Origin of the sequence: Pseudomonas typographi (assembly GCF_014694385.1) — a bacterium.
Classification (GTDB): domain Bacteria; phylum Pseudomonadota; class Gammaproteobacteria; order Pseudomonadales; family Pseudomonadaceae; genus Aquipseudomonas; species Aquipseudomonas typographi.
On record NZ_JAAOCA010000015.1, the window covers coordinates 58,646 to 83,048 of the forward strand.

Consider the following 24,403-nt stretch of genomic DNA (forward strand, 5'->3'; position numbering starts at 1 on the left):
GACTCAACTTATCGAGAGATTTATGGCAAACATTACCAATGACGAGGTCGACGTTGTGGTCGTCGGCCTGGGCTGGGCCGGCTCGCTGATGAGCATCGAACTCGCCCAAGCAGGCTTGAAGGTTCGTGCGCTGGAGCGCGGCGAGGACCGCAACAAAGCGGATTCCGCCTACCCGAAACCGGCCGACGAATACGCCTATGGCGTGCGTAACAAGATCATGGTCACCCCCAGGGACGGCGCCCTGACCGTTCGCCACAACCTCAACGATACCGCGCTACCTACCCGCCAGTGGGGCGCGTTCGTACCCGGCACCGGCGTCGGCGGCTCGGGCCTGCACTGGACGGGGGTATTGATTCGCCCCACGCCCACCGACATCAAGCTAAAAACCTACGCCGACCAGGCCTACAAACCAGGGCAACTGGGCGAGGGCATGCAGGTGCAAGACTTCCCCTTCACCTGGGAAGAGATCGAGCCTTACATGGACAGGTTCGACAAGATCTGTGGCCTCTCTGGCAACACCGGCAACCTGCAGGGCCGCATCCTCGAAGGCGGCGACCCGTTCGAGGGGCCGCGCTCCAGCCCCTTCCCGCTGCCGGCGCTGGAAGACACGCTCAATACCAGCATGTTCGCCGAGGCCGCGCGCAAGCTGGGTTACCACCCGTTCCCCAACCCTTCGGCCAACGTGTCGCGTGCGTGGACCAACCCCTACGGTAATCAGATCGCGCCGTGCAACTACTGCGGCTACTGCAGCAAGTACCCCTGCCTGAACTTCTCCAAGGCTTCGCCGCAAACCGCGGTGCTGGATTCGCTCAAGCGCATGGAGAACTTCTCTTACCGCACCCATGCCAACGTGCTGCGGGTAGACCTGCACCCGGATGGCAAGACGGCGCGCGGGGTCACCTACGCCGACGCCCAGGGCAACGAAGTGTTCCAGCCGGCGAAGATCGTGGTGCTGGCGGCGTTCCAGTTCGTCAACGTGCGGTTGATGCTGCTGTCGAAAATCGGCCCGGCCTATGACCCGGTCAGCGGCACGGGCACCGTGGGCCGCAACTATGCATTCCTCAGCAACGGCGCCACCACGCTGTTCTTCAAGGATAAGAACTTCAACCCGTTCGCCACCGCTGGCGCGACCGGGCAGATGTTCAACGACGTGTCGCCGGGCAATTTCGACGGCCCGGCGCTGGGGATCATTGGCGGCGCCAAGATCCACAGTTCCCAATCCACCGGCACGCCCATCAGCACCTCGCTGCCGGCCGGCACGGCGGGCTGGGGCCAGGGTTGGAAAGACGGCATGGTGGACTGGTACGGCCATTCGATGAAGATCGGCATCACCACCAGTTGCATGTCCTACCGCGGCCACTACCTTGACCTCGACCCGACCTACAAAGACCCATGGGGGCTGCCGCTGCTGCGCATCACCTTCGACTGGAAGCAGAACGAACTGAAGCTGCAGCAATACCTGCGCAAGATCGTGCTCAACATCACCCAGGAACTGGGCCCAGACAGCTATAGCGAAGGCTACCTGGGGCTGGACGCGCACTGGGACATCACCAAGTACGTGTCTACCCACAACGTGGGCGGCGCGGTGATGGGCGACTCGCCGAAAACCAGCGCGCTGAACCGTTACCTGCAAAGTTGGGACGTACACAACGTGTTCGTGCCCGGTGGCAACGCCTTCCCGCAGAACTTCCAGGCCAACCCCACCTCGATGATCGGCTCGCTGACCCTGTGGGCTGCCCAGGCTATCAAGGACCAGTACCTGAAGAACCCCGGCCCACTGGTGAGCGTATGAGGAACGACGCCATGACAAACACCCGCCGTTCCCCCTGGCTGATCGTGCTGGCAATCGTTGTGATCCTGGCCTTGGCGGCCTGGGCGGTGAGCTATGTGCTCAATCGCAGCGGCGACGCCTCGGCGCAGATGTCACAAGCCATTACCCCCGAGTTGATCCAGCAGGGCGAGTACCTGGCCCGCGCCGGCGACTGCGTGGCCTGCCACACCGGCCTGGGCGGCAAGCCCTTTGCCGGCGGCCTGGGCATCAAATCGCCGATCGGCACCATCTACTCCACCAACATCACCCCGGATGCCAGCACCGGCATTGGCGGCTGGACCTATGGCGAGTTCGAGCGCGCCGTACGCCGGGGCATTGGCCACGATGGCAGCGCGCTGTACCCGGCGATGCCATTCCCTTCGTACGCCAAGGTCAGCAATGCCGACACCGAGGCGCTGTACGCCTACTTCACCAAGGCCGTGGCGCCGGTGCAGCAGGCCAACAAGGCCAACGATATCCCTTGGCCGCTGTCGATCCGCTGGCCACTGGCGTACTGGCGAACCCTGTTCGCCCCCGCGCCTGAAAACACCGAGGCTACCCGCCAGGCCAGCACCGATGCACGTATCGAGCGCGGCGCCTACCTGGTGCAGGGCCTGGGCCATTGCGGCTCGTGCCACACGCCTCGGGCGCTGACCATGCAAGAGCGTGGCCTGGACGAAACCACCCCGGCCTACTTGACCGGCGCGGAGCTCAACGGCTGGGCGGTACCGGCCTTGCGTGGGGCGAAGCACTGGAGCGAGGATGAATTGGTGGCGTACCTGGCCAGCGGCCGTAACAGCACGGCAGCCGTGGGCGGTGAAATGAAGGACGTGGTTGCCAACAGCACATCGCACATGACCGACCAAGACCTACACGCCATCGCCGCTTACCTGCAATCGTTACCTGCGGACAGGCCGCCGGTGTATCAGTACCAGGCCGAGCGCAGCGACGCCACGGCCAAACAACTGACCGCCGCCACCGACCTGAACCTTGGCCAACGCCTGTACCTGGACAACTGCGGCGCCTGCCACTTCGTCACTGGCCAAGGCGCCCCCCGGGTGTTCCCACGGCTGGATGGCGCCTCTGTGGTCAATGCCGAGAAACCGGCCGGGCTGATTCACCTGATCCTCGCCGGTGCGCAAACGCCGTCGACCGCGCAGTCGCCTTCAGTGCTGCCGATGCCAGGCTTCGCCGGGCGGATGAGCGATAGCGAGGTCGCGGAACTGGCCACCTTCGTCCGCAATGGCTGGTCGAACAACGCCCCGGCGGTGTCGGCCGATCAGGTGCGCGACGCCCGGGCCGCGCTTAACAAGCAACGGGTTGGCGAAGTGGCGTTGGGGGCCAACAACGCGCAATAACCCCTACGGCGCGGGCGCCCAGCCAGGGGCGCCCGCGCCGTGAACGGGCGCCGTGCGGCTAAGCCGCTACCACCGGCCCCTTTTGCGGCGCGCCTGGGTCGGCGACCCCCTGCCGAAACTCAGCTTGCGCCTGATGTGTCCAAACCCAACCTTCAGTGGCTGCCTCCGGCCATGCCCCTTTTCAGCGCAACCGCTGCAAGCTGACGCGGGCCCGCCCCGTACCCCCAGGCACAGATTGTGCACGGCAACTGCCGCATCGGCACCTAGGCATCATCAGCGCGCCGCCCCATTCACCCTCAGCTAAACCACCGCACTGCCGGATCCAGATCACGGCAAGTGGCCCGCTACACCCTACCTGTTGCCCAAATCGCAACAGGCACTGCATCAGCACCCCAACGCCGTTCGGGAGGCAACCTTGAACTTCACCGCTTTTCGCTATTTCAACGAGGTCGCAAGATCCAAGGCCATCCGCCGCGCCGCGGACCGGCTGCACGTCACCCCGTCGGCGGTCAGCCGGCAGATTTCCCTGCTGGAGCATCAGTTCGGTGCGCCCTTGCTGGAGCGCTCGAAACACGGCGTCGAGCTCACGGCCGCCGGTGTCATGCTAGAGCGCTATACGCGCACGCTGTTCAGGAACCTGGAACGTGTTCAAGAGGGGATCGCCGCCTTTCGCTCGCTAGACCAGGGCGAGGTGAAAGTCCACGCCATGGAAGGTGTGCTGTCGAACTTCCTGCCCGAGACAATAGCCGCCTTTCTTGCGCTGCACCCGCGCATCGATTTCCGTATTACCACTTGCTCCAGCGACTTGATCGTCGAAGCGTTGATCCGCGATGAAACCGATATCGGCATCATCTACAACCCCGAATTGCGCTTTGAAATCGAAGTGGTGGCCGAGCGCAAAGAGCCCGTAATGTGCTTGGTGGCCAAGCACGATGAACTGGCCAACGAGCCCAGCGTGAGCCTGCAGCAATTGTGCAAAAAGCCCTTGGCCCTGCCCCGCCAAAGTTTCGGCTTGCGTCAGCTTTTCGACCGCACAGCGGAGTCCAAGCTCTTGAAGCCGCGCATCGTCGTGGAGGCTAACAACCTGGAGATTCTGCGCGCCTCGGCGGTGCTGGGCACCTGCGTCACCATCGGCCCGGAGATTGCAGCGCGCCGCGAAATTGAAGCCGGGCTGTTGAAGGCAGTCCCCATCGAACTGGAGTCGTTCAAAAACGTGCGTTCGGCGGTTTGCGTGCACCAGGAACGGGTGCCCAGCTATGCCAGCAATGCCTTCTTGAAGTTCCTCAAGGGCCGCTTTCCTGTCGGCGCAACGGTGTGAGGGCGTTCTAATTTGGGCAACACGCCATGCAGCAATCCCTGTTACGGCCGGGCCGTCGCGCTGTGCAATAAAGGCATCCGTGAATGCCGCCATTTGGCGTTCAGCCCGAACCCGAATAGAGGACAAGAGATGCCGAGCATCGTCACCAATGGAATCCGGACTCATTACGAGATCCATGGCAGTGGGCCGGCGCTTATTTTCGCCTCTGGGTTGGGGGGCACAGGGGCCTACTGGGCACCGCAGGTCGAGGCATTTTCGAATGATTTCACCGTGGTCACCTATGACCAGCGTGGTGCTGGCAAGTCCGAACACCCGGCCGGGCCCTACAGCATCGAGATGCTCGCCGATGACCTGCAAGCGCTGATTGCGGCGTTGCACCTGGACCGCCCGGTACTGATCGGCCACTCCACCGGCGGCGCCATCGGCCAATGCCTGGCCGCCCGCGCGCCGCACCTGCTGGCCGGCATGCTGTTGTATGCGAGCTGGGCGAAGTCCGATGCGCACTTCAATTGGTGTTTCCGCATGCGCCGTGCCCTGCTCGAAGGCACCTCGTTGGAAGAGTACGTGCACGGCAGCGCGTTGTTTCTGTACCCGCCGGAGCACGTGCGTACCCATGCCGAAAGGTTATCGCCGGCGTTGCTGGCTTCCGTAGCGAACTTCCCGGCACGGGAGACGGTGCTGCATCGGATCGACGCGATCATGGCCCATGACGCCAGTGCGCAGTTGGCGAAGATCCAGGTTCCCGTGTGGGTGGTGTGCGCCCAGGACGACATCCTTACCCCGCCCTACCAGTCGCGGCTGCTGGCCGAGGGTATCCCCGGTGCCCAGTTGCAGGTAGTCGCCCAAGGCGGCCACAGCTTCTCGGAAACCGAAACAGACACTTTCAACCGTATCGTGCTCGCCTTTCTTTCCAGAATCGGCCTCGCACACACCGACCTGCCCGTTATTGAAGCAAGGAGTTGAGCATGCTTGGCAACGACCACAGAACCGTGGAGTTGGGTGTTTTCCTGCCCGTAGGCAATGGCGGCTGGATCACCTCCACCACCAGCCCTCAACTGCCGGCCACCTACGACTACAACAAGCAAGTCACCCTGCTGGCGGAAAACCTGGGCTTCGATTTCGCCCTGTCGATGGCCAAATGGCGGGGTTACGGTGGCCCGTCAAAGCATTGGGACGTGACCCTGGAAAGCCTCACGACCATGGCCGGGCTGGCAGAAGCCACCCGCCGCATCGGCGTTTGGGGTACCGTTCACACCATGGTCTTCCACCCCGCCGTGGTGGCCAAGATGTCAGCCGTGCTCGATCAAATCTCCAAAGGGCGCTTCGGCCTGAATATCGTGTCGGGCTCCAACCCCACCGACCAGGGGCAGATGGGCCTGTGGATGGACCTGGACCACACCGAGCGCTACGAAATAGCCGAGGAATGGCTCACCGTGCTCAAGCGCCTGTGGGCCGAGGACCGCGTGGACCACAAAGGCAAGCATTACGAACTGACCGACTGCATGTCGAACCCCAAACCCGCGAGCCCCCCGCCGATCATCTGCGCGGGTGCCTCGGACCGGGGCTTCCTGTTCACCATCCGTAACTGCACAGGCAGCTTCATGCTCGGCTCCGACCACGATGACTTCATCAAGACCGGCCTGCGCGCCAAGCAACTGGCCGCGCAGGAAGGCAAGCCCGGCTTCAAGACCTACGGCCTGTTCACCATCGTTCCGGGCGCCACCGATGCCGAGGCCCGTGAGCGGGTTGCCTTGTATGACGCCGGCGTCGACACCATCGCGCTCGACAACCAAACGCGTGAGTACTCCGGCGACAAGAGCTTCAAGCAAAACACCATGGCCCAGCGCTTCGTCTCCCAAGGCGAGCAGCGCAACTCGATGACCCGCGCGGCGCTGGTGGGCTCGCCGGAAACCATCGGCAACAAGCTCGCCGAAATCGTCAAAGGGGCGCAGCTTGACGGCGTCACGGTGATCGTGCCGGATTTCATCGACGACCTGCGAACGGTGGGCACCGAGGTACTAGAGGTGCTCGAAATGAACGGCGTGCACACCCATGCACGCGCGCAGCAAAAGGCGGCGAGCTGATGATATCCGGACCATTCAACCCCGCGGGCCTTAAGCGCCAGAGCTATTACAACCACGCCATCGTCCGCGCTGGCCAGCCGGTATTCCTCACCGGCCAGGTGGCCTGGGACGTCGAAGGCCAGGTGGTGGGCAAAGGCGATATCGATGCCCAGGCACTGAAGATCTGGGAAAACATCGGCCTGGCCTTGGCCGACCTCGGCGTGGGCCCGCAAGCCGTGGTGAAGCTGACCACCTATGCGCTGTCGCGGGAGGCGATCCCAGCATTGCACCGCGCCCGCGCGGCCTTTTTCGCCGGCCATCCATTGCCTGCCAGCACCTTTATCGTGGTGGCGGGGCTTGCCGACCCGGAGCTTCTGGCCGAAATCGACGTGACATTGATCCTGCCACTGAACTGACTGCATCACTGAAGCCCCCTCTGCCTTTCGTCGCAGTGCGACCAGGAGTCTGGACCATGAAAACTCACACGATGCTGGCTATTACGGCGGCTGCGGCCATCAACTGTGCTTCGTTCGCCCATGCAGCGGACGCGCCGCGCGTGGCCGCGCTGTTCACCCAGACCGTTACCCAGGGCACCTGGGATACGGCAGGCTACGCAGGCTTCAAGGCGATGGCCGAGCAACAGGGCATGAAGCCCAGTTACCTGGAGAATACCTCCTACGAATCGGCGCCCGCCGCACTGCGCCAATTGGCCTCAGACGGGGTCAAGCTGATCATCGCGCACTCGTCGGGCTACTCGGCGGCGATCAAGGAAGTGGCACCGGCGTTCCCCAATACCCAATTCGTGCTCTATTCCTACGAGGGCTCAACGGGCAACCTGCCGAACTATTCGGCCTGGTCGGTGGACTGGGATGAGTACGGTTTCGTGCTAGGCGCACTGGCCGCGGCGGCGAGCAAATCGGGCCATATCGCGGTGATTGGCGGCGAGTCCATCCCCTCCTCCGAACGCACCATGCAATTCATCAAAAAGGGCGCGGCCTACGTCAACCCCAAGGTGCAGGTCGATACCGCCTATGTGGGCTCATTCGTCGATGTCGCCCGGGCCAAGGAGATCGCCACGGGGGTGATCGCGCGCGGTGCGGATTTCGTGATTCCCTCGGCCGACACCGCCGATGCCGGCATTCAGCAGGCGGCGGATGAAGAAGGGGTGCTGACCATCGGCTCTTATGCCGACCAGGCGGAAACCTACCCCAACTCGGTGGTGACCTCCACAGTGATGAACTTCAACAAATCCTACGCCGACATCGGCAAAGACTACGCGGCGGGCAAACTCGGCAACCGCCTCGTTACCGAGAACCTCGCGTCCAGCGGCTGGTCGCTGAACATGCCCTTTGCCCATGTTGACCCAAGCGTGCAAGCCAAGGTGGTGAAGGTGATGGACGACCTGAAGGCCGGCAAGATCAACGTCGAAGAGTAATGATCATGCCCGCCCCGCTCATCGAACTCGACCACGTATCGAAGCGCTACCCCAACGGTTTTCTCGCCCTGGACAACGTGTCGCTGGCCTTCCATGCCGGCGAAATTCACGCCCTGCTGGGTGAAAACGGCGCGGGTAAGTCGACGTTGATGAACATCCTCTACGGCGTCCATGAACCCACCGAGGGCGGCGTTTTGATGCAGGGCCGGGAGGTTGTCCATCGGCGGCCGGCCGACGCCATTGCCCACGGCATCGGCATGGTGCACCAGCATTTCAAGCTGGTAATGCCCTTCACCGTCACGGAAAACCTGGCGCTGGTGGCCAAGGGCGCGCGCCGCGCGGCGCTCAGGCGGCCCGCCGATGTTCGGGCCTTCATGGAAGGCTATGGCGTGGAGCTCGACCCGGCCGCCGTGGTCGGGCATTTACCACTGGCGTTACAACAGCGGGTGGAAATTCTCAAGGCGCTGGTCAATGACAGCCGGGTGCTGCTGCTGGACGAGCCCTCGACCATTCTGACGCCGGCAGAGATTGAAAACCTGTACGCCACGCTACGGCGCATTCGTGATCGCGGGACGGCGGTGGCCGTGGTCACGCACAACGTCGATGAGGTACTGGCCCACGTCGAGCGCTACACCGTGCTCAAGCGCGGCAGAACCAACGGCACTGGCCTGATCGCGGGCACCACGGCGGCGGACCTGGTAGAGCGCATTGTCGGCCACGCCGTGGCCAACACCGAGCGCATCGGCCAGCCACACACGGCCGGCGCCGAACGCATGCGCCTGGCCGGCGTTTCGCTTCGGCCCAGCAGCGGCTCACCGGGCTTGCACGAAGTTGACCTGGCATTGCATGCCGGGGAAGTGGTGGGGGTCGCGGGTGTCGAAGGCAATGGCCAGACCGAACTGTTCGAGCTGCTGGCCGGCCAACGGCGCCCGGAGGCGGGGTTAGTGCAACACAGCGGCCCACGCAATACCGTTGCGCTGGTGCCTCAAGACCGCCACCACGAAGGGCTATCGCTGGACCTCTCGGTCGCGCAGAACCTGCTTTACCCAAAGATCATGCGGGGTGAATACCACCGCGCGGGCCTGCTCGATCACCGGGCGATCGGCAAACAGGCGCAGGCCATGATCGCCGAGGCCGATATCCGCACCCATTCCCCTGCCAGCCCGGCACGGTCGCTGTCTGGCGGCAACCAGCAGAAAATCGTCGTGGCCCGCGCCATGGCGGAAGCCGCCTCGGTGGTGGTCGTTTACCAGCCCACCCGCGGGCTCGATGTGGCCGCTGCGTTGGCGGTGTTACAGCGCCTGGCGACCGCGGCGGACGCCGGCACCACCGTGGTGATCATCTCATCGAACATCGAAGAACTGATCCGCGTCTCGGACCGCATCGTGGTGCTGAACGGCGGCCGCATCACCGGAGAACTCAGCGCTGCGAACGCGTCCGTGCAGGCCATCGGCCGGCTGATGACCCTTAGCCAGCCAACCCATTCAATGCCACTGGAGCCTGTCGATGCCTGAGCCGAAACGCCTGATCCCCGACCTACGCCGGCTGCTGGCCCGGCTCAGCGTACCGCTGTCGCTACGGGTAACGCTCAGTGCGTTCGTCGGTTCGTTGCTGCTGGGGCTGGGCTTGATCGCCTGCCTCGGCTTCCCGCTGCTGGCGGCGATACGCGTGGCAGTCGAAGGCGCGTTCGGTGACACGCGGGCGATCGCCGACACCTTGGTGTTCATGACGCCCAGGCTGCTGGTCGCCCTCGGGGCATTGGTGGCGATTCGCGGCGGTATGTTCAACCTCGGCGGCGAAGGGCAACTGCAAATGGGCGCGATCGGCGCCATGTTGCCCTTCCTTGCCTTCGGCGATATCGGCCCGGCGTTGCTGCCAATGGCCATTCTCTGCGGCGCGCTGTGTGGTGCGCTTTGGGGTGTGATCCCAGCGGTATTGAAATTATGGCGGGGAGCCGACGAGATCATCGTTACGCTGTTGATGAACTTCATCGCGATCTACTGGCTAAAATACCTCGTTCAAGGGCCTATGCGGCCCAAAGGCTCGACCTTCAACATGTCGGCGCAACTGCCGCGCGACGGGCTTTTCCTGCCGCTGATCGAGGGCACCCGCCTGCATATGGGGGTGATCCTGGCAGTGCTGATCACCCTCGGCGTCTGGGTGATGCTGCAGCACACCGCCTTTGGCCTGAAGCTGCGCGCAAGCGGGCAAAGCCCAGGGTTCGTTCGCCTGCAGGGGGAATCGGCCGGGCGCACGATCCTCACGAGCATGGCGCTGTCAGGCGCCATCGGCGGCCTGGCAGGTACCTTCGAGGTGCTGGGCGTGCAATATCGCCTGATCGACGGTTTTTCCTCGGGCCTCGGTTTCGAAGGCCTCGCGGTCGCCTTCCTGGCTGGCCTGGAGCCGTTTGGCGCGCTGGTCGTCTCGTTGTACTTCGGGGCGATCAACAACGCGGCCCTGGCCCTGCAAAGCACGCTGTCGATCCCGGCGGCGCTGGCCGACGTACTCAGCGGGCTACCCATTCTTCTCCTTGCCGTGATCAGCGGCGCCATGCTTACCAAAGGAAGGCCCGTATGGACATCAACGCGGTAACCCTGGCGCTGTTCCTGGCCGGTGGCCTAAGGCTCAGTGTGCCGGTGCTGCTCGCCGCCCTGGGTGAACTGGTATCGGAGCGCGCCGGTGTATTCACCATCGGCCTGGAGGGCCTGATGCTGTTCGGCGCCGTGGCTTCCGCCGTGGGCCTGGCGGCGACCGGCTCACCGATTGCCGCCTTGGCGCTGGGCATGCTGGGCGGCCTGCTGGCGGCCTGCGTGCTGGCGCTGGGCACCGTGCTGGCACGCGCCAATCAGATCGTGATGGGCATCGGTTTCAACGTGTTCGCCCTGGGGGTAACGTCACTGGTGCGGCAGCTTGTGCTGGTCGACGCGCCACCGGCTGGCGCATTGCGCTCGGTGACGATGATGAAACTCCCCTGGTTGTCGGACATCCCCGTGCTCGGCCGCGCGCTGTTTTCCCAGAGCCCGGTGTTCTACTTCGCGGTGCTGCTTGCCGTCGCCCTGTGGCTGATGTTGCGCTTCACCCGGCTGGGGCTGCTGCTGCGGGCCGTGGGTGAGAACGCCGCCGCGGCCGATGCGGCCGGCCAACCGGTACTGCGCCTGCGATTTTCCGCCGCCGTGTTTACCGGGCTGTTGGCCGGGCTGGGCGGCGCCTATTTGTGCATCGTTGCGTCCGGCGGCACCTTTATCGACAACATGACCGCCGGCCGCGGCTACCTGGCCATCGCCATCGCGATTTTCGCGCGCTGGATGCCGCTGCGTGCCCTGCTGGTGGCCGTAGCCCTGGGCTTGCTCGAAGCGCTGCAGTTCCAGGGGCAATACCTGGGCATCGAGCTTCCCGCGCCGCTGCTGATGGCAACACCGTTCGCCATTGCCTTGGTCGCCTGGATTGCGATGGGCCGGGCGGGCGCTGCGCCTGCCGACCTGGGCCGGCCATTTTTGCGCGGTGAAGGCCGCTGACCGTTCACAACCCATGGGCCAACCAACCCGACACGCTGTCCCGACAATAGGAGCATTACATGAATCAGGCAATCAACCCTGCAGGCTGGATCATCGGCAAAACCGCAACCGGCCTGAACCACCTCAACTGGGGTATCAAAGCCGGCAACCATGTTTATGTCGCCGGCATGCTCTCCACCGACCCCATCGATGGCCACCTGGTAGGTGAAGGCGATATCGAGGTGCAGACGCGACGGGTGCTGGACAGCATCAAGGTGGTGCTGGAGGCGGCCGGCAGCAGCATGGACCACGTGACCATGAACCAGATTTTTCTGCGCAACCTGGACGATTACCACGCGTTCAACGAGATCTACGTGAGCTACTTTCCGAACCTGTTGCCAGCACGCTTTTGCGTGAAGCTGGAGATGGTCAGGCCAGAGTTCCTGGTCGAGATTGCGACCACCGCCGTGATTCCATCCTGACCGCCACGAGGGTACCGCACATGCAATACCGCTACCTGGGCCGCAGTGGGCTCAAAGTCTCCGAAATCTGCCTGGGCACCATGATGTTCGGCGGTGCCACCGACGAGGCGACGAGCCAGCGCATTATCGCCAACGCCCGCGACACCGGGGTCAACTTCATTGACACCGCAGACATGTACAACAAGGGCGAGTCGGAGCGAACCGTCGGCCGCGCCATTGGTGCCGAGCGTGACCGCTGGGTGCTCGCCACCAAGGTCGGAAACCCGATGGGGCAAGGCCCGAACCAAAGCGGTATGTCGCGCAAGTGGATCCGCGAAGCGGTACACGGCTCGCTGCGGCGCCTGGGCACCGACTACATCGACATCCTATACATGCACAAGGCCGACTTCGAAGCCCCGCTGGAGGAAATGGTGCTCGCCTTCGCCGATTTGATCCGGGCAGGCAAGATCGGCTATTTCGCCGTGTCCAATTTCAAGGCCTGGCGCCTGGCCGAAAGCGTGCGCCTGGCGCGGGAGGCGGGCATCAGCGGGCCGGTGGCGGCGCAACCGCTGTACAACCTGGTCAACCGCGAAGCCGAAGTCGAGATATTGCCCGCAGCCGCCCACTTCGGCGTTGGCACGGTGTGCTACAGCCCGCTGGCACGAGGCATTCTCACCGGCAAGTATCGCCCCGGTGCCGAACCCGCCGCCGACAGCCGCGCCGGCCGTGCCGACCCACGCATGCTCGAAGCCGAATGGCGACCCGAATCACTGGCGGTGGCCGCGCAACTGGCCGCCTATGCCGAACGCACCGGGCGCAAGCCGGCCCACCTGGCGCAAACCTGGGTGATGCGCAACGCTCAGGTCACCAGCACCCTGGTTGGCCCAAGAACCTTCGAACAGTGGGACGATGCAATCGCTGCCCTGGCGTGCCCGTGGGCTGAAGAAGACGAAGCGTTCTGCGACCGGCTCGTTTCACCCGGCAAGGGTTCGAGCCTAGGCCCGGTGGACCCGCACCATCCTATCGAAGGCCGGGTGCCCACGCTGTAACTGACCCGGCGGCCGCTAAAAATACCTGAAGGATTGCCCATGACACGCCCCGATCAACCCCTTGCACCCGCCCCTGCCGGCCCGGGTGCAACTGCCGACGCCTATCGCGCCGGCATGAGCCTGCTCGCGGCCGGTGTGTGCCTGATCACCAGCAGCCGCGCCAACGCGTTAAGCGGCATGATCGCCACCGCCGTGACCTCGGTCAGTGCCGACCCACCTACACTGCTGATTTGCCTCAACCGCAACGCCTCGTTGTTCGACATCGTCAAAAGCACAGGCACCTTTTGCGTGAATGTATTAACCACCCAAGCGGTTGCGCTGGCCGACGTGTTCAGCAACTCGGCCCGCCGGGCAGAACGCTTCCAGGGCGGTGAATGGCGCCTGCTGCCCAGCGGCGCCCCCATGTGCGCCGACGCGTTGGTTGCCTTCGACTGCCAGGTGGCCAAGGTCATCGATTGGCACACCCATGGCATCTTCTTGGGGTAGGTGCGCACGGTGGTCCATTCCGGCACTCAGGCAAAGCCACTGCTGTACATGGACCGCCGCTTCCATCACCTGGGGGATGTGCCGGTCAGCGGCTAGGCGGCGTAATTGAAAACAGGCGGCTGAGGCTTCCAGGCCACAGGGCGTGGGCCCGCAGGGTATCCGATACCCTGCGGCAACGGTTACGCCACCCAACGGGGCATGCCGAAGGCGGCGGAGGTTAACGCCGCAATAGAGGTGTCGGGCCGCCTTTCAGCCGCCATCGAGCAACATGAAATAGCGCCCGGTAAACCGTGATTATTGAAACGTCTGGGGTGAAACAGGCTCATACCTGAGTGCTCGCTGCTAACGAATGGGGCAGCGTGTATGGGGTCGCTATCGGCGCAAGCGGCATCGTGATTACCCCTGCCTGCAGCGGCCTGGCCAATGCGCCGGGAGGGCTGGCGCCAACACCACCTATCTCCCGTCGTAGCGAGGACAACAGCATGGCCCCCACACCCCGCAATTGGCTTATCACGGGTTGCTCGACAGGTTTCGGCCGAGCCCTGGCTGAAGTATTGATTGCCCGTGGCGAGCGCGTGTTCGCCACGGCCCGCCACCCCAACGATCTCAATGACGTGTTCGCGGGCCACGACAACGTGCAAGTGCTGCAATTGGATGTAACCCAGCAGGAAGACATCCATGCCGTGGTGGATGTGGTGAACAGCGAAGGGGGCGTCGATGTGCTCATCAACAACGCCGGCTATGGCTACATCGCCGCCATCGAGGAAGGCGACGAGCACGCGTACCGCCAGCTCTTCGAAACCAACGTGTTTGGGCTGATCGCCATGACTCGCGCAGTGCTTCCTGGAATGCGCGCGCGGGGCTCGGGGCATGTGGTGAACATCTCATCGGTAGGCGGCATGGTGGGCAACCCCGGTTCGGGTTACTACGCCGCAACCAAATTCGCGGTGGTGGGCTTCTCCGAGGCACTGGCTAAAGAGGCCAAGGACCTCGGCATCAAGGTCACGGTGGTGGCGCCTGGCCCGTTCCGCACCGACTGGGCCGGTAGGTCGCTCAAAACGGCAGAGCACCCCATTGCCGCGTATGAGCATTCCGTTCATGCGCGCCTTAAGTCCCTGAGCCAGATCAGCGGCCACCAGCAGGGCGACCCTACCCGCGGCGCCGAGGCCATTCTGGCGGCGGTCGACAGCCCAAACCCGCCCGTTCATCTCGTATTGGGCGCCCCCGGGCTTGAGATGGTCCGCCAGCACCTGACATCGCTGGGTGAAGAAATCGATGCGTGGGAAGCGGTAACCCTAGGCGCGGACTTCCCGCACAATGCTTGAGCAGGGTAGTTGCATAAGCGGTGTTGATAACTTTTAGCGAGGCGGGGCCGACCTTCGGCCGCGTGGCGCATTCGGGTTGGCTTATACGGGGGAAAGCAAACCCGCCACGTCAGCGGGGAGTGTTCCGAATGCGTAACCGGTACGGTCGAACATCCAGCATGGATCAGTAAACCAACCGCACCACACCGACGTCGCTATACAGCCCTGGGCTGTCGGTACGCCCGGGGTGCATCCGCGCATAGACGGTGTAAGTGCGCGAAACGCTAGAATGGGCTGCAAGGCTGTAACTATCGGAAATCGTACCGCCACTGCCGCCGCCCCCCCACACTTGCTGGTAGGTATTGGAGGTATAGAGCTGGTACTCGGTGTGGCCATCCGCCGAGTCCATACGGCGGTTTGCGCTACCGGTGGTGTCGTCGAGGAGTATCTCGTAACTGACGTTCGCCGCGCTGGCATCGGTTTGGCAAACAACGGTAATGGTGGACGTACTCTGTTGCTGCCGCCCGGCGACACCTTCAACCACGCCGAAATTTAATGGAGTCACAGCAATCGAGCAGGTGTAGGCGAAAGCCTTAGCGCTGCATAGCGCGATGAGCATGAACAACGCAAAGGGTTTCATGGGCGGCCTCCGGTCGAACAGGTTAACGGACCGATTTCGGGGATGCTGTTGGCTTGCGGCTGATAATCGAATGCCACGTGGCATGCGGGTTTGCCTGGCGGCTCGACCACCAGTTCATTGTGCGCGGCAAGCCCGTCGAAAAAGGTCAAGCCGTCATAGCCGACAACGCCTTGGGCACCGTTATGATTCAGCGTGACCTGGCTGCCGAGCGCTATCGGTCGATGCTGTTCATCCACTAGGCGAAGTGTGGCGCCGTAGCTGCGCGAAATAGGGAACTTGACCACCACGCCCGCGCGATCTCGTGGCCGCACACGACGTTCGACATTATCCAGTGCAGCGTCGATGGGAACATCGTTGGCATCGATGGCCAGCAGGTTGCTTTCGTAAGCGCGCAGGTCTTCGACGAACAATATCCCGGACGCATTAGTGCGGCCGACAGGACGGTTCTCCTGCAAAACCATCACACCTGGCTGGCCGTCTGTGTCCACAATGGCGAAGCTGTCGTTGACACTGTTCGACGCGAACAAGTGCCCGTCCATGGTGGTGATCGCGCCTCGTGCGCTGGCACGAAAGGCATCGCCATCGTCGCCGGTTTCGGTTTCCGCGCCGACCAGTGCCCAAGGGGTTTTGTACTCCACACCCAGCGTCTGGCGGTTCTGGTCACCGGTTTGGCGAGCGACTCGCCAGCCAACATCGCCTTGTTGCACCGCGTTCTGCTGGGCCTGGACGGTTTGATAAGCCTTGCCGCCGCTGACGTTGCTGCTGGCGCTGGCCGTCGCCCGTTGCCCGATGGGGATCGAAATACCGACGAAAAACCCATTGCCACTGGCCCCTTCGAAATCATGAAACGTTGTGATGAAGCCGAACGTTTTCCAAGGCAGGCGCGTTGAAAATGTCGCTGAAAGGGTGGATGTGTGGATGCTTTCCGACTGGGTGACGTACCTATCATCGAAGTCATACAGTTCATACAAATTGACCAACTTTTTGGCGTACACCAGCCCGAACGATCCGATCCCCGGCAGCGGAATGCCCAGGTTCGCACGCAGGGTGGTCCGGGGCATGGCATCGCCGTTGACCGAAGCAATATCGGAAAACTGCCCATCAGCCTGCAAGATACTAAAGCCATAGTTGATGCTGGGTGTAACGTGAGAGAAGCCCAGCCCATACTGCAGGCCGGCCCCCCCTGCATGTTCGCTGGCAGCCACCGTGGCAGACAAAACGCCGAGGTTGCCCACCAAGTAACTTGAACCGATGCCTCCCATCGCCAACCCAGATGTACTCTCCAAATGGCTTTCCAGGGTCAGTACGGGGGTTATGCCTCGTCGATAACTGACGGAAGCAGCGCCACCGCTGTAGTCGTTCGAGGCGCTGGCGTAGTGCCGGCGTACTGAGCCGACTTCCACCGACATATCGCCCAGCCCGGGTTGCAACAAGGCTGTGCTCGCGTAAAAGGGCAGGGTTTGGCTGACCTCACGGCCGTTGGCGTCTTTGACCACCATCGAAATATCACCGCCGCCATTGCTCACCGGCAGTTGAGACACCTCAAACGGCCCGGAGTCGACCCGGCTGGTCAATTGGTGCAAACCGTTTACGAATACATCGACAGACGAAGGTACAGCCACGTTGCCACTGATGCCTGGCAAGGGGAATGTGACCAGGTCCGGGCGCAGCCCGAAATTGGTGGCTATCTGTGCGCCAGCCATGCGCACGGGCCGTGACCAAGACAACCCACCGTTGATGAAATCGCCAACATTATAAGTTCGCAAGTTGACCACATCGGAATAGGTGTAAGTGCTATCCAGGCGCACGGTGCTTTGCCGATAAGGGTTGGTGCTGCGCTGGGCGTCTGTCTCGAACACACCACGGTCACTGAAAAAACGCAGGCCTACCAGCGTGCTCGAACTGATCTGGCCGCCATAGCGAGTGGCTTGAGCGTCGTAATTGAGCATCGCCCCGGGGTCGCTTTTCAGCGGCAGATCGCTGAAACCGGCTCGCTTGCGAGACACGCGGTGCGGCACCAAATCGCTACTGGGTATCTGCAACCGGATGCTCTGCGCCGCAAGGTCCAACTGATAGGACCAACCGGGAATACTGGCTAGGTCAACCAGGCCCTGCTGACTGTTTTCGGGTAAAATCAGGCCCAAGTTCGCCAGGTCGCTGCCATTGACAAGCACCGCGCCTTGAACCTGGGTGAACTCCAACACATTGTCGCGGTTATTGCCGTTGACGAGCACATTAAGCAACAAGATTTGCCGTTCAGCCGAACGCCCTGTATCGGCGGCGTTCGCCACATTGGCCCACCATGCCATCAGCGTTGCGATAAAACACAACGGCACGCACAACAGGCGGGCCGAATTCACATGCCGCCGCCGACGACGAGCCATTGCTCCTTCGGCCCGCCGGGGCCCGACGTTCTCAACCGCACCCGAACACCATTGCCGAGCTGCTGTTGCGCGGCGGCGATAGGCCAATGCCGCTCGGCGCCAGCTAACACATACGGCAAACCCTGATTCAGCAATTTAAGGTTGTGCCCGTTGGCTTCGCTCAATTCCAGGCCCAACAGTTTGCCGTGCTGCAGGCCATGGTTGACGGCAATCAAGGTTGGAACACCGGCCGATGACTCAATGCGCCACTGCACATCCGGTTTAGCTGTTTGCGAAGCGCTGGCAAACACCGGCACGGTCAATCGCAGGGCCATTTCAACCTTGCCGTTAAGGTTGCCGGGAAGTTGGTCGAACACAATACGATAGGCCCGTTCGGCGTCACCGGTGTGTTCGCGCAGCATAACCCTCACGGTCTGCGATTGGCCGGGGGCGATGCGTGCGAAGGGCGGGCTGATAACCAGTTGGTCCGTATTTTGAAAAACATCCCCTTGCGGAGTTTGGCCCCACCCGAAGCTGCGTATCTGGATAATCGCTTCGCTCTCGGATTGGTTGGTCACGGTAAAGCTCGCGGAACGTTGCCCAGGCGCCAGTTGTTGGCTGATCGGTACGATTTGCAACGCTTGTGCATGAATGCACGAAGAGAAACTGCATATTGCCGCGAGCGTCAGGGCTATAAAAAAAGTGAAATATCGGGTCGCGGGCACTGGCGGCCTTATTAATAGTTGATAGTAACAAGTACCGTGTCGGTGTAATCGCCGACCGTGGACGTAGTTTGGCCAGCCGGGATGTCGCCATAGACCGTAATCGGCTGCGCAGTACCGTCACCCGTGCCCGCGACGGTATCGGTACCGACCACGTCGCCCCAATTGGTGGAGTGACTTGATTCCTGGTAGAGGCCATAGTTCAGAGTCACGTTGTCTGCACCATTGGTGAGCGCGCGCGTCGACGTAGTCGCGTTGCTACCGCCCCCTTCACCCAGGCCGACCGTGTAGGGCGCTCCATTGGTACACGTAACGGTCAAATCCGCAGTGCCGGAAACCTCAGTCCCTGTATATGTACTAAACGCCAGCGGGACGGTTGTTACGGTACAAGCAGCGGCGACAGATGCCGTGACGGCCAAGTCGGCCGTAGTGGTTGCAGCGTTCGCATTCAGGGAAAGCATTACGCCGAGACCGAGCGCCGAGACGGCTACAACATTGCTGATAAGTTTAATGGACATAGCGTTTTACCTGAAGAGCGCGAGTAGAGTACGACCGGATTGGCTGGCTGACCAACTCCCCCGCCCATGTTAGCCGTGCCGGCTGTTTCAGGAATAGAAAAACCTCTGCATATCCGGCCATAGTAGCTGCATAAATGGCCAAGACCAGGCTCATGCCGCACAGCGTACAAATGGAGGGCCCGCCCTTCCCAACCCATTGAATCAGTTCAAATAAAAAGTATCCTATATCTTACCAGGTTGATACAGAATGATATCGACAGGTGTGCTTTGAGTTTTTCCGATGTTGCTTGAATTTATTTTTGCCAGCCGGATTCGGCTACGCTATGCTGACGCGCTGAAAAGTCATAGCGCGGGCCGTGCCCGCATGTTTCACAGCATTAATGATTGCCTCGCTCGACATTGAGCGATGGTTATCGTGCACCGCGGGGCAGTGCGTACTGGCCGTCTCCTTTTGGTAAAGGCTTCATGCTTGACCGGGGGATACGATGTGCCTATATTGCAATTTGTAACGTCAAAAGTGCAAAGCAATGCAGGTTATAACGATTATCCGGTATGCCGTAATGCCCTCGCCGGGCTTTTTTTTTGAAAGCATCGGCAGCTGCAAGCGTTTCAATGTGCACTTTATATAGGCGAGAGTCGACCACTCAATCAATGTAAAAACTGATATGAACGTGACGAGACGGCAGTCCGCTATACCTTCAGAGTATCATCGTTTCACTCATTCTATTTGAAACGATTCTACCCATCGGTTGCTATCTGCTTTTCCCGTCTCGGTATCGCCAACTTAAGTACGTATGCAATCAAACTGGCCATGTTTCGGTTTGCCCACTGCACCTCGGAGGGTTGATCTGAGCGATCGGGAGCCAATCGAATGCTCTATAAGAGATTAATACACCGTGTTATTCCGTCTGAGCTCGTGACGTTAGGCGCCAATATAGAGGCTGGTGTTCGGCCAGTGGTTATCCTGGCTTATACAGGTTGTTTCGTCGGTGACGTTGTCAAACTGTTAGAGGCTCTTGGCTCGGTCAACGAACGCGCGACAGCCCACGGGCGCAAGGGCATTTATGTAGCGCAGGTTTACTCCCTTGAGGGGGGTGTGCTGATGTCACCCTCTACGCCCTTCCTTACGGTCGAAACGCGGGCCATTTGTTCCTATAAGCCGATTGACATCGACATGTTGATGATCGCTCACGGGTCTCGGGATGCAGTGGCCGAGCTGCCGCACTCGACACTCGATTGGTTACAAAAAATCTCCCCCCGCGCGCGACGGATCTTGGCCCTGGGTGCCGGGGTATTTTGGTTGGCAGCTGCGGGGCTATTGAACAATCGCCGGGTCACGACCCATTCCGCCTTGGCAGGGGCGCTTCGTTCGCGCTTCCCGGCCGTACACGTGGAGCCAGGTAGGCGACTGCAAATAGACGGCCCGTTTCACACCACGAGCGAGTGCATCGATACCGGTGATATGGCCCGGCTGATGCTGCGCGAGGAGTCCGCCGGAGCGGTGTTCGACACGCTCCAAAGCCACCGGCATCGGCCCGCTTCGCAACCGAGTGACCTCACAGCGTTCAGCGTAGCGGTAATGCGAGCCGACTCCACCGTTTATCGCGCCTGTGTGTGGTGGCTCAGGCATTTGGACCAGGATTTGAGCATGGCGCTTTCGGCAAGGAGCCTGGGCATGAGCGAACGAAATTTTCGTCGCCATTTCAAACTCGAGACGGGCTACCCTCCTTATTATTTTCTATTGCTGCTGCGGCTGGAAATGGCTCGCCAAGCGTTGGTCGACAGCAGCCTACCGGTGGATAAAGTCGCCCGCCGCGGGGGCTTGCGCGACGGTCAGCAATTGGCCCGAATATTCCGAAAATATATTGGCCTCTCACCTCAACAGTATCGGGCAAACATGCGCGCAGGTTATATACCGCTGAGCCACCCGGACTACGCTCGGCTATTCAATGCCAAAGTTCAGCCACCCTGGCTGGAAAAGCTCATGGCAGACGTTCATCGGACGCTCAGTGGGGGCTCCGAGCCGGGCTTTGAACGGTGAGCCAAAAGCAACCCTGGGGTGATCACCTCACCTACGCACCCTTGTGCCGAAATCGCTGAGCCGCCCAGCCCGCTACACGGCGGGTAATGGATAATCACAGCCGCCATATAATGCCTGTGCCATTGACCCCATACATAACGCATGTCACCGCACCAAACTTTATTTGGCAACGACACGGCGAACTTCCGGTAGAGCACGTTCGGAATACCTTGAGAAACCTCAGCGAGAAGGCCAGGGCGCAGGGCGAGTTTTCCCGGCAGGGTTAGGGTGACACCCGTAGACCATGGAATGCCGCAACACCTCGGTGAAAGGCTACTCCGAGCGGCGCAACAAACCCAAAACGCAACGTAGCCGCCGGGGTGTCACCAACCGCAACTCATCAAGCCTGCAACGTAGCCGGTTCGCTTTTGCCTAAGCATTACCCGGCGCAAATGCTGGTTTCGTAAACCCTGGCGCGGTGTGAAGCTTAACACTCCATTCACCCAGCCACCGGCGTGCGACAAGGGGCTTCATGGCCGAAATTACTTGCATCGAAGACCTGCGCAGGCTCGCGCGCAAGCGGGTGCCGCGCATGTTTTACGACTACGTCGACGGTGGGTCGTGGACCGAATATACCTACCGCGCCAATGAAGCGGACTTTCAGCGCTTGGAGTTTCGCCAGCGCGTCGCCTTCGATATCACCCAGCGCAGCACCGCCACCACCATGGTGGGCCTGCCGGTGAGCATGCCGGTGGCCATTGCGCCGACCGGGTTGACCGGCATGCAGCACGCCGACGGTGAAATTCTGGCAGCACGTGCCGCGAAGGATTTTGGCGTACCCTTTACCCTGTCGACCATGAGCATTTGCTCGATCGAAGCGGTGGCGCAAGCGACTGACCATCACCCGTTCTGGTTTCAAGTGTACGTGACCCGTGATCGAACCTTCGTCGAAGGCTTGATCGAACGCGCACGCCATGCTCATTGCTCGGCGCTGGTGGTCACCATGGACCTGCAGGTGTTCGGCCAGCGGCACAAGGACAAAAAGAACGGGCTGGCGATACCGCCCAAACCGACCCTGCGCAACCTCGCCAACATGGCAAGCAAACCGCGCTGGTGCCTGAACATGCTGCGCACCCGCAATCGTCAGTTCGGCAACATCGTTGGCCACGCCAAGGGCGTCGACAACATCAGCTCACTGGTCGATTGGACCCGGGAGCAGTTCGACCCACGTTTATCGTGGCAGGATGTGGCGTGGATCAAGCAGCGTTGGGGCGGCAAGCTAATCGTCAAGGGCATCCAGGACCCCGAAGATGCCCGGCTTGCAGTGGAGCACGGTGCCGATGCGATCATCGTTTCCAACCACGGCGGGCGGCAACTGGATGGCGCGGCCTCATCGATTTCGGCATTGCCGGCGATCGTGGAGGCGGTGGGCAGGCATGCCGAAGTGCACCTGGATGGCGGTATCCGCTCGGGCCAGGATGTGCTCAAGGCGGTTGCCCTGGGCGCACGCGGCACCTACATCGGCCGCGCCATGCTGTATGGGCTGGGCGCCCTTGGCCAGCAAGGGGTGAGTACGGCCCTGGAGGTGATCAGGAACGAGCTCGATTTGTCCATGGCATTCTGCGGCAGAACCGACATCCGCGAGGTCAACCGCGAAATTCTGCTCCACCGTTGAACGGCCCCCAGCGCCAGCGCCCGACGGATGCCGGCGCCGGGCCGGTGGAAACGTCAGTCGAGCAATGACGCGTCGGCTTCGATCATGATCTGTTTCATTTCTTCGAAATGCTGGCGGGAAAAATCCGCGATCTTCTCCCAATCCTGGGCGGTTTTCTCGGCGACCTCGTCCGCCAACAGGCGCAACGGTTGGCCGGTGGACCACGCCGTTACCAGGATCTGGCAAGCGCGCTCCAGCGTCCAGATATCATCGAATGCCTCGCCGATGTCCGGCGCAATCACCATCACCCCGTGGTTACCCATCAGCAATCGGCGTTTGCCGCCCAGCAAGGCGGCCAGGCGCGCACCCTCGGCCTCGGTGTCGGCCATGCCACCATACATCTCGTCGACAGCCATGCGGTTGAAATAGCGCGCGGTGTTCTGGTCGATCGGCGGCACCTGCGGGTTGGCCAAGCAGGCCACGGCGGTGGTGTAAACCGGGTGCAAGTGCAGCACCGCCCGGGCTTGCGGCAGGCGTTGGTGAATCTGCCCGTGAATGGACCAAGCGGTCGGGTCGACGTCCGGGCGCCCGGCGCAGGCGGGGTCGTCAGCGTCCAGCAGCAGCAGGTCACTGGCGCGAATGCGGGAGAAGTGTTTCCACTTCGGGTTGATCAAAAACTTTTTGCCGTCTGCAGAGACTGCAGCACTGAAATGGTTGGCCACCGCTTCGTGCATGCCCAAGTGGGCAACGATACGAAAGGTCGCCGCCAGATCGATGCGGGCCTGCTCTTCGATTGATAACGCCATGAATCTTTCTCCGCCGGGCGTGCCGCGCTGAGGTGCGGCACGCGCTATAGGGCCGTATCAGGGTTTGGGCATCAGCGTCGCGATATCTTCATCGGTGGGCGCCTGGAAGTTGTACTTCTTCAACAGCGCCGCATATTCGGGCGTGGCGCGGTATTTATTCAGTGCATCTACCAAAGCGTTCTTGACCTCGTCGTTGCCTTTTTTCACGCCCCAGCCGTTCAGTACTGGGTAGATCAAGGTATCGGACGAAATCACCACGCGCCCGCCCAGCTTGTCGACCACACCACGGGCCACTGCCGCATCGGTGATCTGCGCCTCGACGGCATGGGCCAGCATTGCCTGGGTGGTTTGCGGGTCGGTGGCGTATTCGCTGATGGCGATGGGTTGCAGGCCATTCTTCAGGCAGTATTCATCCGACAGCTTGTGCATCTGCTGCAACCAGGAGGTTGCCGCCATCGAGCCGATCTTGTGGCCGCAGAAGTCTTCCGGGCGCTTGGGTTGGAACGCGCCATCTTTGAGCGCCAGGATGGATTCGCCGCTTTTCAGGTAGGGGATCATGTCGATCACTTTCACCCGTTCAGCGGTGATGTACATCGAGGAGTTGGTAACGTCGAAACGCCCGCCCTGCAGGCCCGTGATCAGGTTGGGAAAGCGCGTGTCGACGGTTTCTACCTTGCGCCCCATGACCTTGCCCAGGCCGTCGAGAAACTCGATATCAAACCCTGCCGGCCGATTGTTATCCATGTATTCATAAGGGAAGAACGTTACATCGGAACCGGCAATGATCTTGCCATCTTGTTGGAAGGCCGAAGCGGCCAACGAGGTCATTGCAACCGCTGCGCCAACCAGGCTCAGGGCAATAGGGCGAACGATCTTGTGCAACGCTGTCATGGTAAATCCCC

22 protein-coding genes are annotated in these 24,403 nt (G+C 61.7%); 16 read left to right on the top strand and 6 right to left on the bottom strand.

The features are described from left to right. Nucleotides 1–22 precede the first annotated feature (22 nt). The 14 genes from HAQ05_RS13325 (at nt 23) to HAQ05_RS13390 (ending at nt 14,799) form a co-directional block, all read left to right on the top strand. Nucleotides 23–1,792, top strand: coding sequence for a GMC family oxidoreductase (locus tag HAQ05_RS13325; protein WP_190421333.1), 1,770 nt, complete (start codon nt 23–25; stop codon nt 1,790–1,792). An 11-nt stretch (nt 1,793–1,803) separates the two neighbouring features. Further along, on the top strand, nt 1,804–3,168 hold the full coding sequence (locus tag HAQ05_RS13330) for a c-type cytochrome (protein ID WP_190421335.1): 1,365 nt from the start codon (nt 1,804–1,806) through the stop codon (nt 3,166–3,168). A 415-nt stretch (nt 3,169–3,583) separates the two neighbouring features. Beyond that, nucleotides 3,584–4,486 (top strand): LysR family transcriptional regulator, encoded by a 903-nt coding sequence (locus HAQ05_RS13335; protein WP_190421337.1) that lies wholly within the window; start codon nt 3,584–3,586, stop codon nt 4,484–4,486. Between the two features lie 129 nt (nt 4,487–4,615). Continuing rightward, on the top strand, nt 4,616–5,449 hold the full coding sequence (gene rutD / locus HAQ05_RS13340) for a pyrimidine utilization protein D (RefSeq protein ID WP_190421339.1): 834 nt from the start codon (nt 4,616–4,618) through the stop codon (nt 5,447–5,449). A gap of 2 nt (nt 5,450–5,451) precedes the next feature. Beyond that, entirely contained in the window at nt 5,452–6,570 is a 1,119-nt protein-coding gene (locus tag HAQ05_RS13345; protein WP_190421341.1) for an LLM class flavin-dependent oxidoreductase, read from the top strand. Next, nucleotides 6,570–6,965 (top strand): RidA family protein, encoded by a 396-nt coding sequence (locus HAQ05_RS13350; RefSeq protein WP_190421343.1) that lies wholly within the window; start codon nt 6,570–6,572, stop codon nt 6,963–6,965. Before HAQ05_RS13345 ends, HAQ05_RS13350 begins: the two co-directional genes overlap by 1 nt. 56 nt (nt 6,966–7,021) lie before the next feature. Beyond that, nucleotides 7,022–7,984, top strand: coding sequence for a BMP family protein (locus HAQ05_RS13355; RefSeq protein ID WP_190421345.1), 963 nt, complete (start codon nt 7,022–7,024; stop codon nt 7,982–7,984). Nucleotides 7,985–7,989: 5 nt separating this feature from the next. Next, on the top strand, nt 7,990–9,498 hold the full coding sequence (locus tag HAQ05_RS13360; RefSeq protein WP_190421347.1) for an ABC transporter ATP-binding protein: 1,509 nt from the start codon (nt 7,990–7,992) through the stop codon (nt 9,496–9,498). Further along, nucleotides 9,491–10,576 carry an ABC transporter permease gene (locus HAQ05_RS13365; RefSeq protein WP_190421348.1) on the top strand — a complete coding sequence of 362 codons (1,086 nt, stop codon included), beginning with the start codon at nt 9,491–9,493 and terminating at the stop codon, nt 10,574–10,576. The genes HAQ05_RS13360 and HAQ05_RS13365 overlap by 8 nt, the downstream gene beginning before the upstream one ends. After that, complete coding sequence (locus tag HAQ05_RS13370) at nt 10,558–11,499, top strand: ABC transporter permease (RefSeq protein WP_190421350.1); 942 nt, start codon at nt 10,558–10,560, stop codon at nt 11,497–11,499. The genes HAQ05_RS13365 and HAQ05_RS13370 overlap by 19 nt, the downstream gene beginning before the upstream one ends. Nucleotides 11,500–11,558: 59 nt before the next feature. Continuing rightward, nucleotides 11,559–11,960 (top strand): Rid family hydrolase, encoded by a 402-nt coding sequence (locus tag HAQ05_RS13375; protein WP_190421352.1) that lies wholly within the window; start codon nt 11,559–11,561, stop codon nt 11,958–11,960. A gap of 20 nt (nt 11,961–11,980) precedes the next feature. Beyond that, nucleotides 11,981–12,988: an aldo/keto reductase gene (locus tag HAQ05_RS13380; protein ID WP_190421354.1), complete on the top strand. Its 1,008-nt coding sequence runs from the start codon at nt 11,981–11,983 to the stop codon at nt 12,986–12,988. Between the two features lie 39 nt (nt 12,989–13,027). Further along, entirely contained in the window at nt 13,028–13,474 is a 447-nt protein-coding gene (locus tag HAQ05_RS13385; RefSeq protein WP_202988068.1) for a flavin reductase, read from the top strand. A gap of 332 nt (nt 13,475–13,806) precedes the next feature. Beyond that, complete coding sequence (locus HAQ05_RS13390; protein ID WP_338050219.1) at nt 13,807–14,799, top strand: oxidoreductase; 993 nt, start codon at nt 13,807–13,809, stop codon at nt 14,797–14,799. Between the two features lie 163 nt (nt 14,800–14,962). Here HAQ05_RS13390 and HAQ05_RS13395 read toward each other — a convergent pair whose 3' ends face one another. From HAQ05_RS13395 to HAQ05_RS13410, 4 genes are read right to left on the bottom strand one after another with little or no spacing between them, the layout of a single operon-like run. Further along, nucleotides 14,963–15,418, bottom strand: a complete 456-nt coding sequence (locus tag HAQ05_RS13395) for a Csu type fimbrial protein (RefSeq protein ID WP_190421356.1) — start codon at nt 15,416–15,418, stop codon at nt 14,963–14,965. After that, nucleotides 15,415–17,778 carry a fimbria/pilus outer membrane usher protein gene (locus HAQ05_RS13400; protein WP_338050220.1) on the bottom strand — a complete coding sequence of 788 codons (2,364 nt, stop codon included), beginning with the start codon at nt 17,776–17,778 and terminating at the stop codon, nt 15,415–15,417. Before HAQ05_RS13400 ends, HAQ05_RS13395 begins: the two co-directional genes overlap by 4 nt. Further along, entirely contained in the window at nt 17,775–18,506 is a 732-nt protein-coding gene (locus HAQ05_RS13405) for a fimbrial biogenesis chaperone (protein WP_338050221.1), read from the bottom strand. Before HAQ05_RS13405 ends, HAQ05_RS13400 begins: the two co-directional genes overlap by 4 nt. 11 nt (nt 18,507–18,517) lie before the next feature. Then, nucleotides 18,518–19,021 carry a Csu type fimbrial protein gene (locus HAQ05_RS13410; protein WP_190421362.1) on the bottom strand — a complete coding sequence of 168 codons (504 nt, stop codon included), beginning with the start codon at nt 19,019–19,021 and terminating at the stop codon, nt 18,518–18,520. Nucleotides 19,022–19,892: 871 nt separating this feature from the next. Between HAQ05_RS13410 and HAQ05_RS13415 the strand changes: the two genes are divergently transcribed. Continuing rightward, nucleotides 19,893–21,062, top strand: coding sequence for a GlxA family transcriptional regulator (locus tag HAQ05_RS13415; protein WP_190421364.1), 1,170 nt, complete (start codon nt 19,893–19,895; stop codon nt 21,060–21,062). A gap of 511 nt (nt 21,063–21,573) precedes the next feature. Beyond that, nucleotides 21,574–22,716: an alpha-hydroxy acid oxidase gene (locus HAQ05_RS13420; RefSeq protein ID WP_190421366.1), complete on the top strand. Its 1,143-nt coding sequence runs from the start codon at nt 21,574–21,576 to the stop codon at nt 22,714–22,716. A gap of 53 nt (nt 22,717–22,769) precedes the next feature. Here the strand turns inward: HAQ05_RS13420 and HAQ05_RS13425 are convergent, their stop codons facing one another. Both HAQ05_RS13425 and HAQ05_RS13430 read right to left on the bottom strand, forming a co-directional pair. Continuing rightward, the gene (locus HAQ05_RS13425; RefSeq protein ID WP_190421368.1) at nt 22,770–23,501 is read right to left on the bottom strand and encodes a class II aldolase and adducin N-terminal domain-containing protein; all 732 of its coding nucleotides are present in this window, start codon (nt 23,499–23,501) and stop codon (nt 22,770–22,772) included. Between the two features lie 57 nt (nt 23,502–23,558). After that, nucleotides 23,559–24,392 (bottom strand): ABC transporter substrate-binding protein, encoded by an 834-nt coding sequence (locus HAQ05_RS13430; RefSeq protein ID WP_190421370.1) that lies wholly within the window; start codon nt 24,390–24,392, stop codon nt 23,559–23,561. Nucleotides 24,393–24,403 lie beyond the last annotated feature (11 nt).

What these genes read in the sequence shown, in the direction of transcription:
- HAQ05_RS13430 (WP_190421370.1), bottom strand. Translation starts at nt 24,392, where the DNA reads ATGACAGCGTTGCACAAGATCGTTCGCCCTATTGCCCTGAGCCTGGTT.
- HAQ05_RS13380 (WP_190421354.1), top strand. Translation starts at nt 11,981, where the DNA reads ATGCAATACCGCTACCTGGGCCGCAGTGGGCTCAAAGTCTCCGAAATC.
- HAQ05_RS13365 (WP_190421348.1), top strand. Translation starts at nt 9,491, where the DNA reads ATGCCTGAGCCGAAACGCCTGATCCCCGACCTACGCCGGCTGCTGGCC.
- HAQ05_RS13415 (WP_190421364.1), top strand. Translation starts at nt 19,893, where the DNA reads ATGCTCTATAAGAGATTAATACACCGTGTTATTCCGTCTGAGCTCGTG.
- HAQ05_RS13385 (WP_202988068.1), top strand. Translation starts at nt 13,028, where the DNA reads ATGACACGCCCCGATCAACCCCTTGCACCCGCCCCTGCCGGCCCGGGT.
- HAQ05_RS13425 (WP_190421368.1), bottom strand. Translation starts at nt 23,501, where the DNA reads ATGGCGTTATCAATCGAAGAGCAGGCCCGCATCGATCTGGCGGCGACC.
- HAQ05_RS13410 (WP_190421362.1), bottom strand. Translation starts at nt 19,021, where the DNA reads ATGTCCATTAAACTTATCAGCAATGTTGTAGCCGTCTCGGCGCTCGGT.
- HAQ05_RS13395 (WP_190421356.1), bottom strand. Translation starts at nt 15,418, where the DNA reads ATGAAACCCTTTGCGTTGTTCATGCTCATCGCGCTATGCAGCGCTAAG.
- HAQ05_RS13345 (WP_190421341.1), top strand. Translation starts at nt 5,452, where the DNA reads ATGCTTGGCAACGACCACAGAACCGTGGAGTTGGGTGTTTTCCTGCCC.
- HAQ05_RS13420 (WP_190421366.1), top strand. Translation starts at nt 21,574, where the DNA reads ATGGCCGAAATTACTTGCATCGAAGACCTGCGCAGGCTCGCGCGCAAG.
- rutD (WP_190421339.1), top strand. Translation starts at nt 4,616, where the DNA reads ATGCCGAGCATCGTCACCAATGGAATCCGGACTCATTACGAGATCCAT.
- HAQ05_RS13370 (WP_190421350.1), top strand. Translation starts at nt 10,558, where the DNA reads ATGGACATCAACGCGGTAACCCTGGCGCTGTTCCTGGCCGGTGGCCTA.
- HAQ05_RS13325 (WP_190421333.1), top strand. Translation starts at nt 23, where the DNA reads ATGGCAAACATTACCAATGACGAGGTCGACGTTGTGGTCGTCGGCCTG.
- HAQ05_RS13375 (WP_190421352.1), top strand. Translation starts at nt 11,559, where the DNA reads ATGAATCAGGCAATCAACCCTGCAGGCTGGATCATCGGCAAAACCGCA.
- HAQ05_RS13330 (WP_190421335.1), top strand. Translation starts at nt 1,804, where the DNA reads ATGACAAACACCCGCCGTTCCCCCTGGCTGATCGTGCTGGCAATCGTT.
- HAQ05_RS13360 (WP_190421347.1), top strand. Translation starts at nt 7,990, where the DNA reads ATGCCCGCCCCGCTCATCGAACTCGACCACGTATCGAAGCGCTACCCC.
- HAQ05_RS13355 (WP_190421345.1), top strand. Translation starts at nt 7,022, where the DNA reads ATGAAAACTCACACGATGCTGGCTATTACGGCGGCTGCGGCCATCAAC.
- HAQ05_RS13350 (WP_190421343.1), top strand. Translation starts at nt 6,570, where the DNA reads ATGATATCCGGACCATTCAACCCCGCGGGCCTTAAGCGCCAGAGCTAT.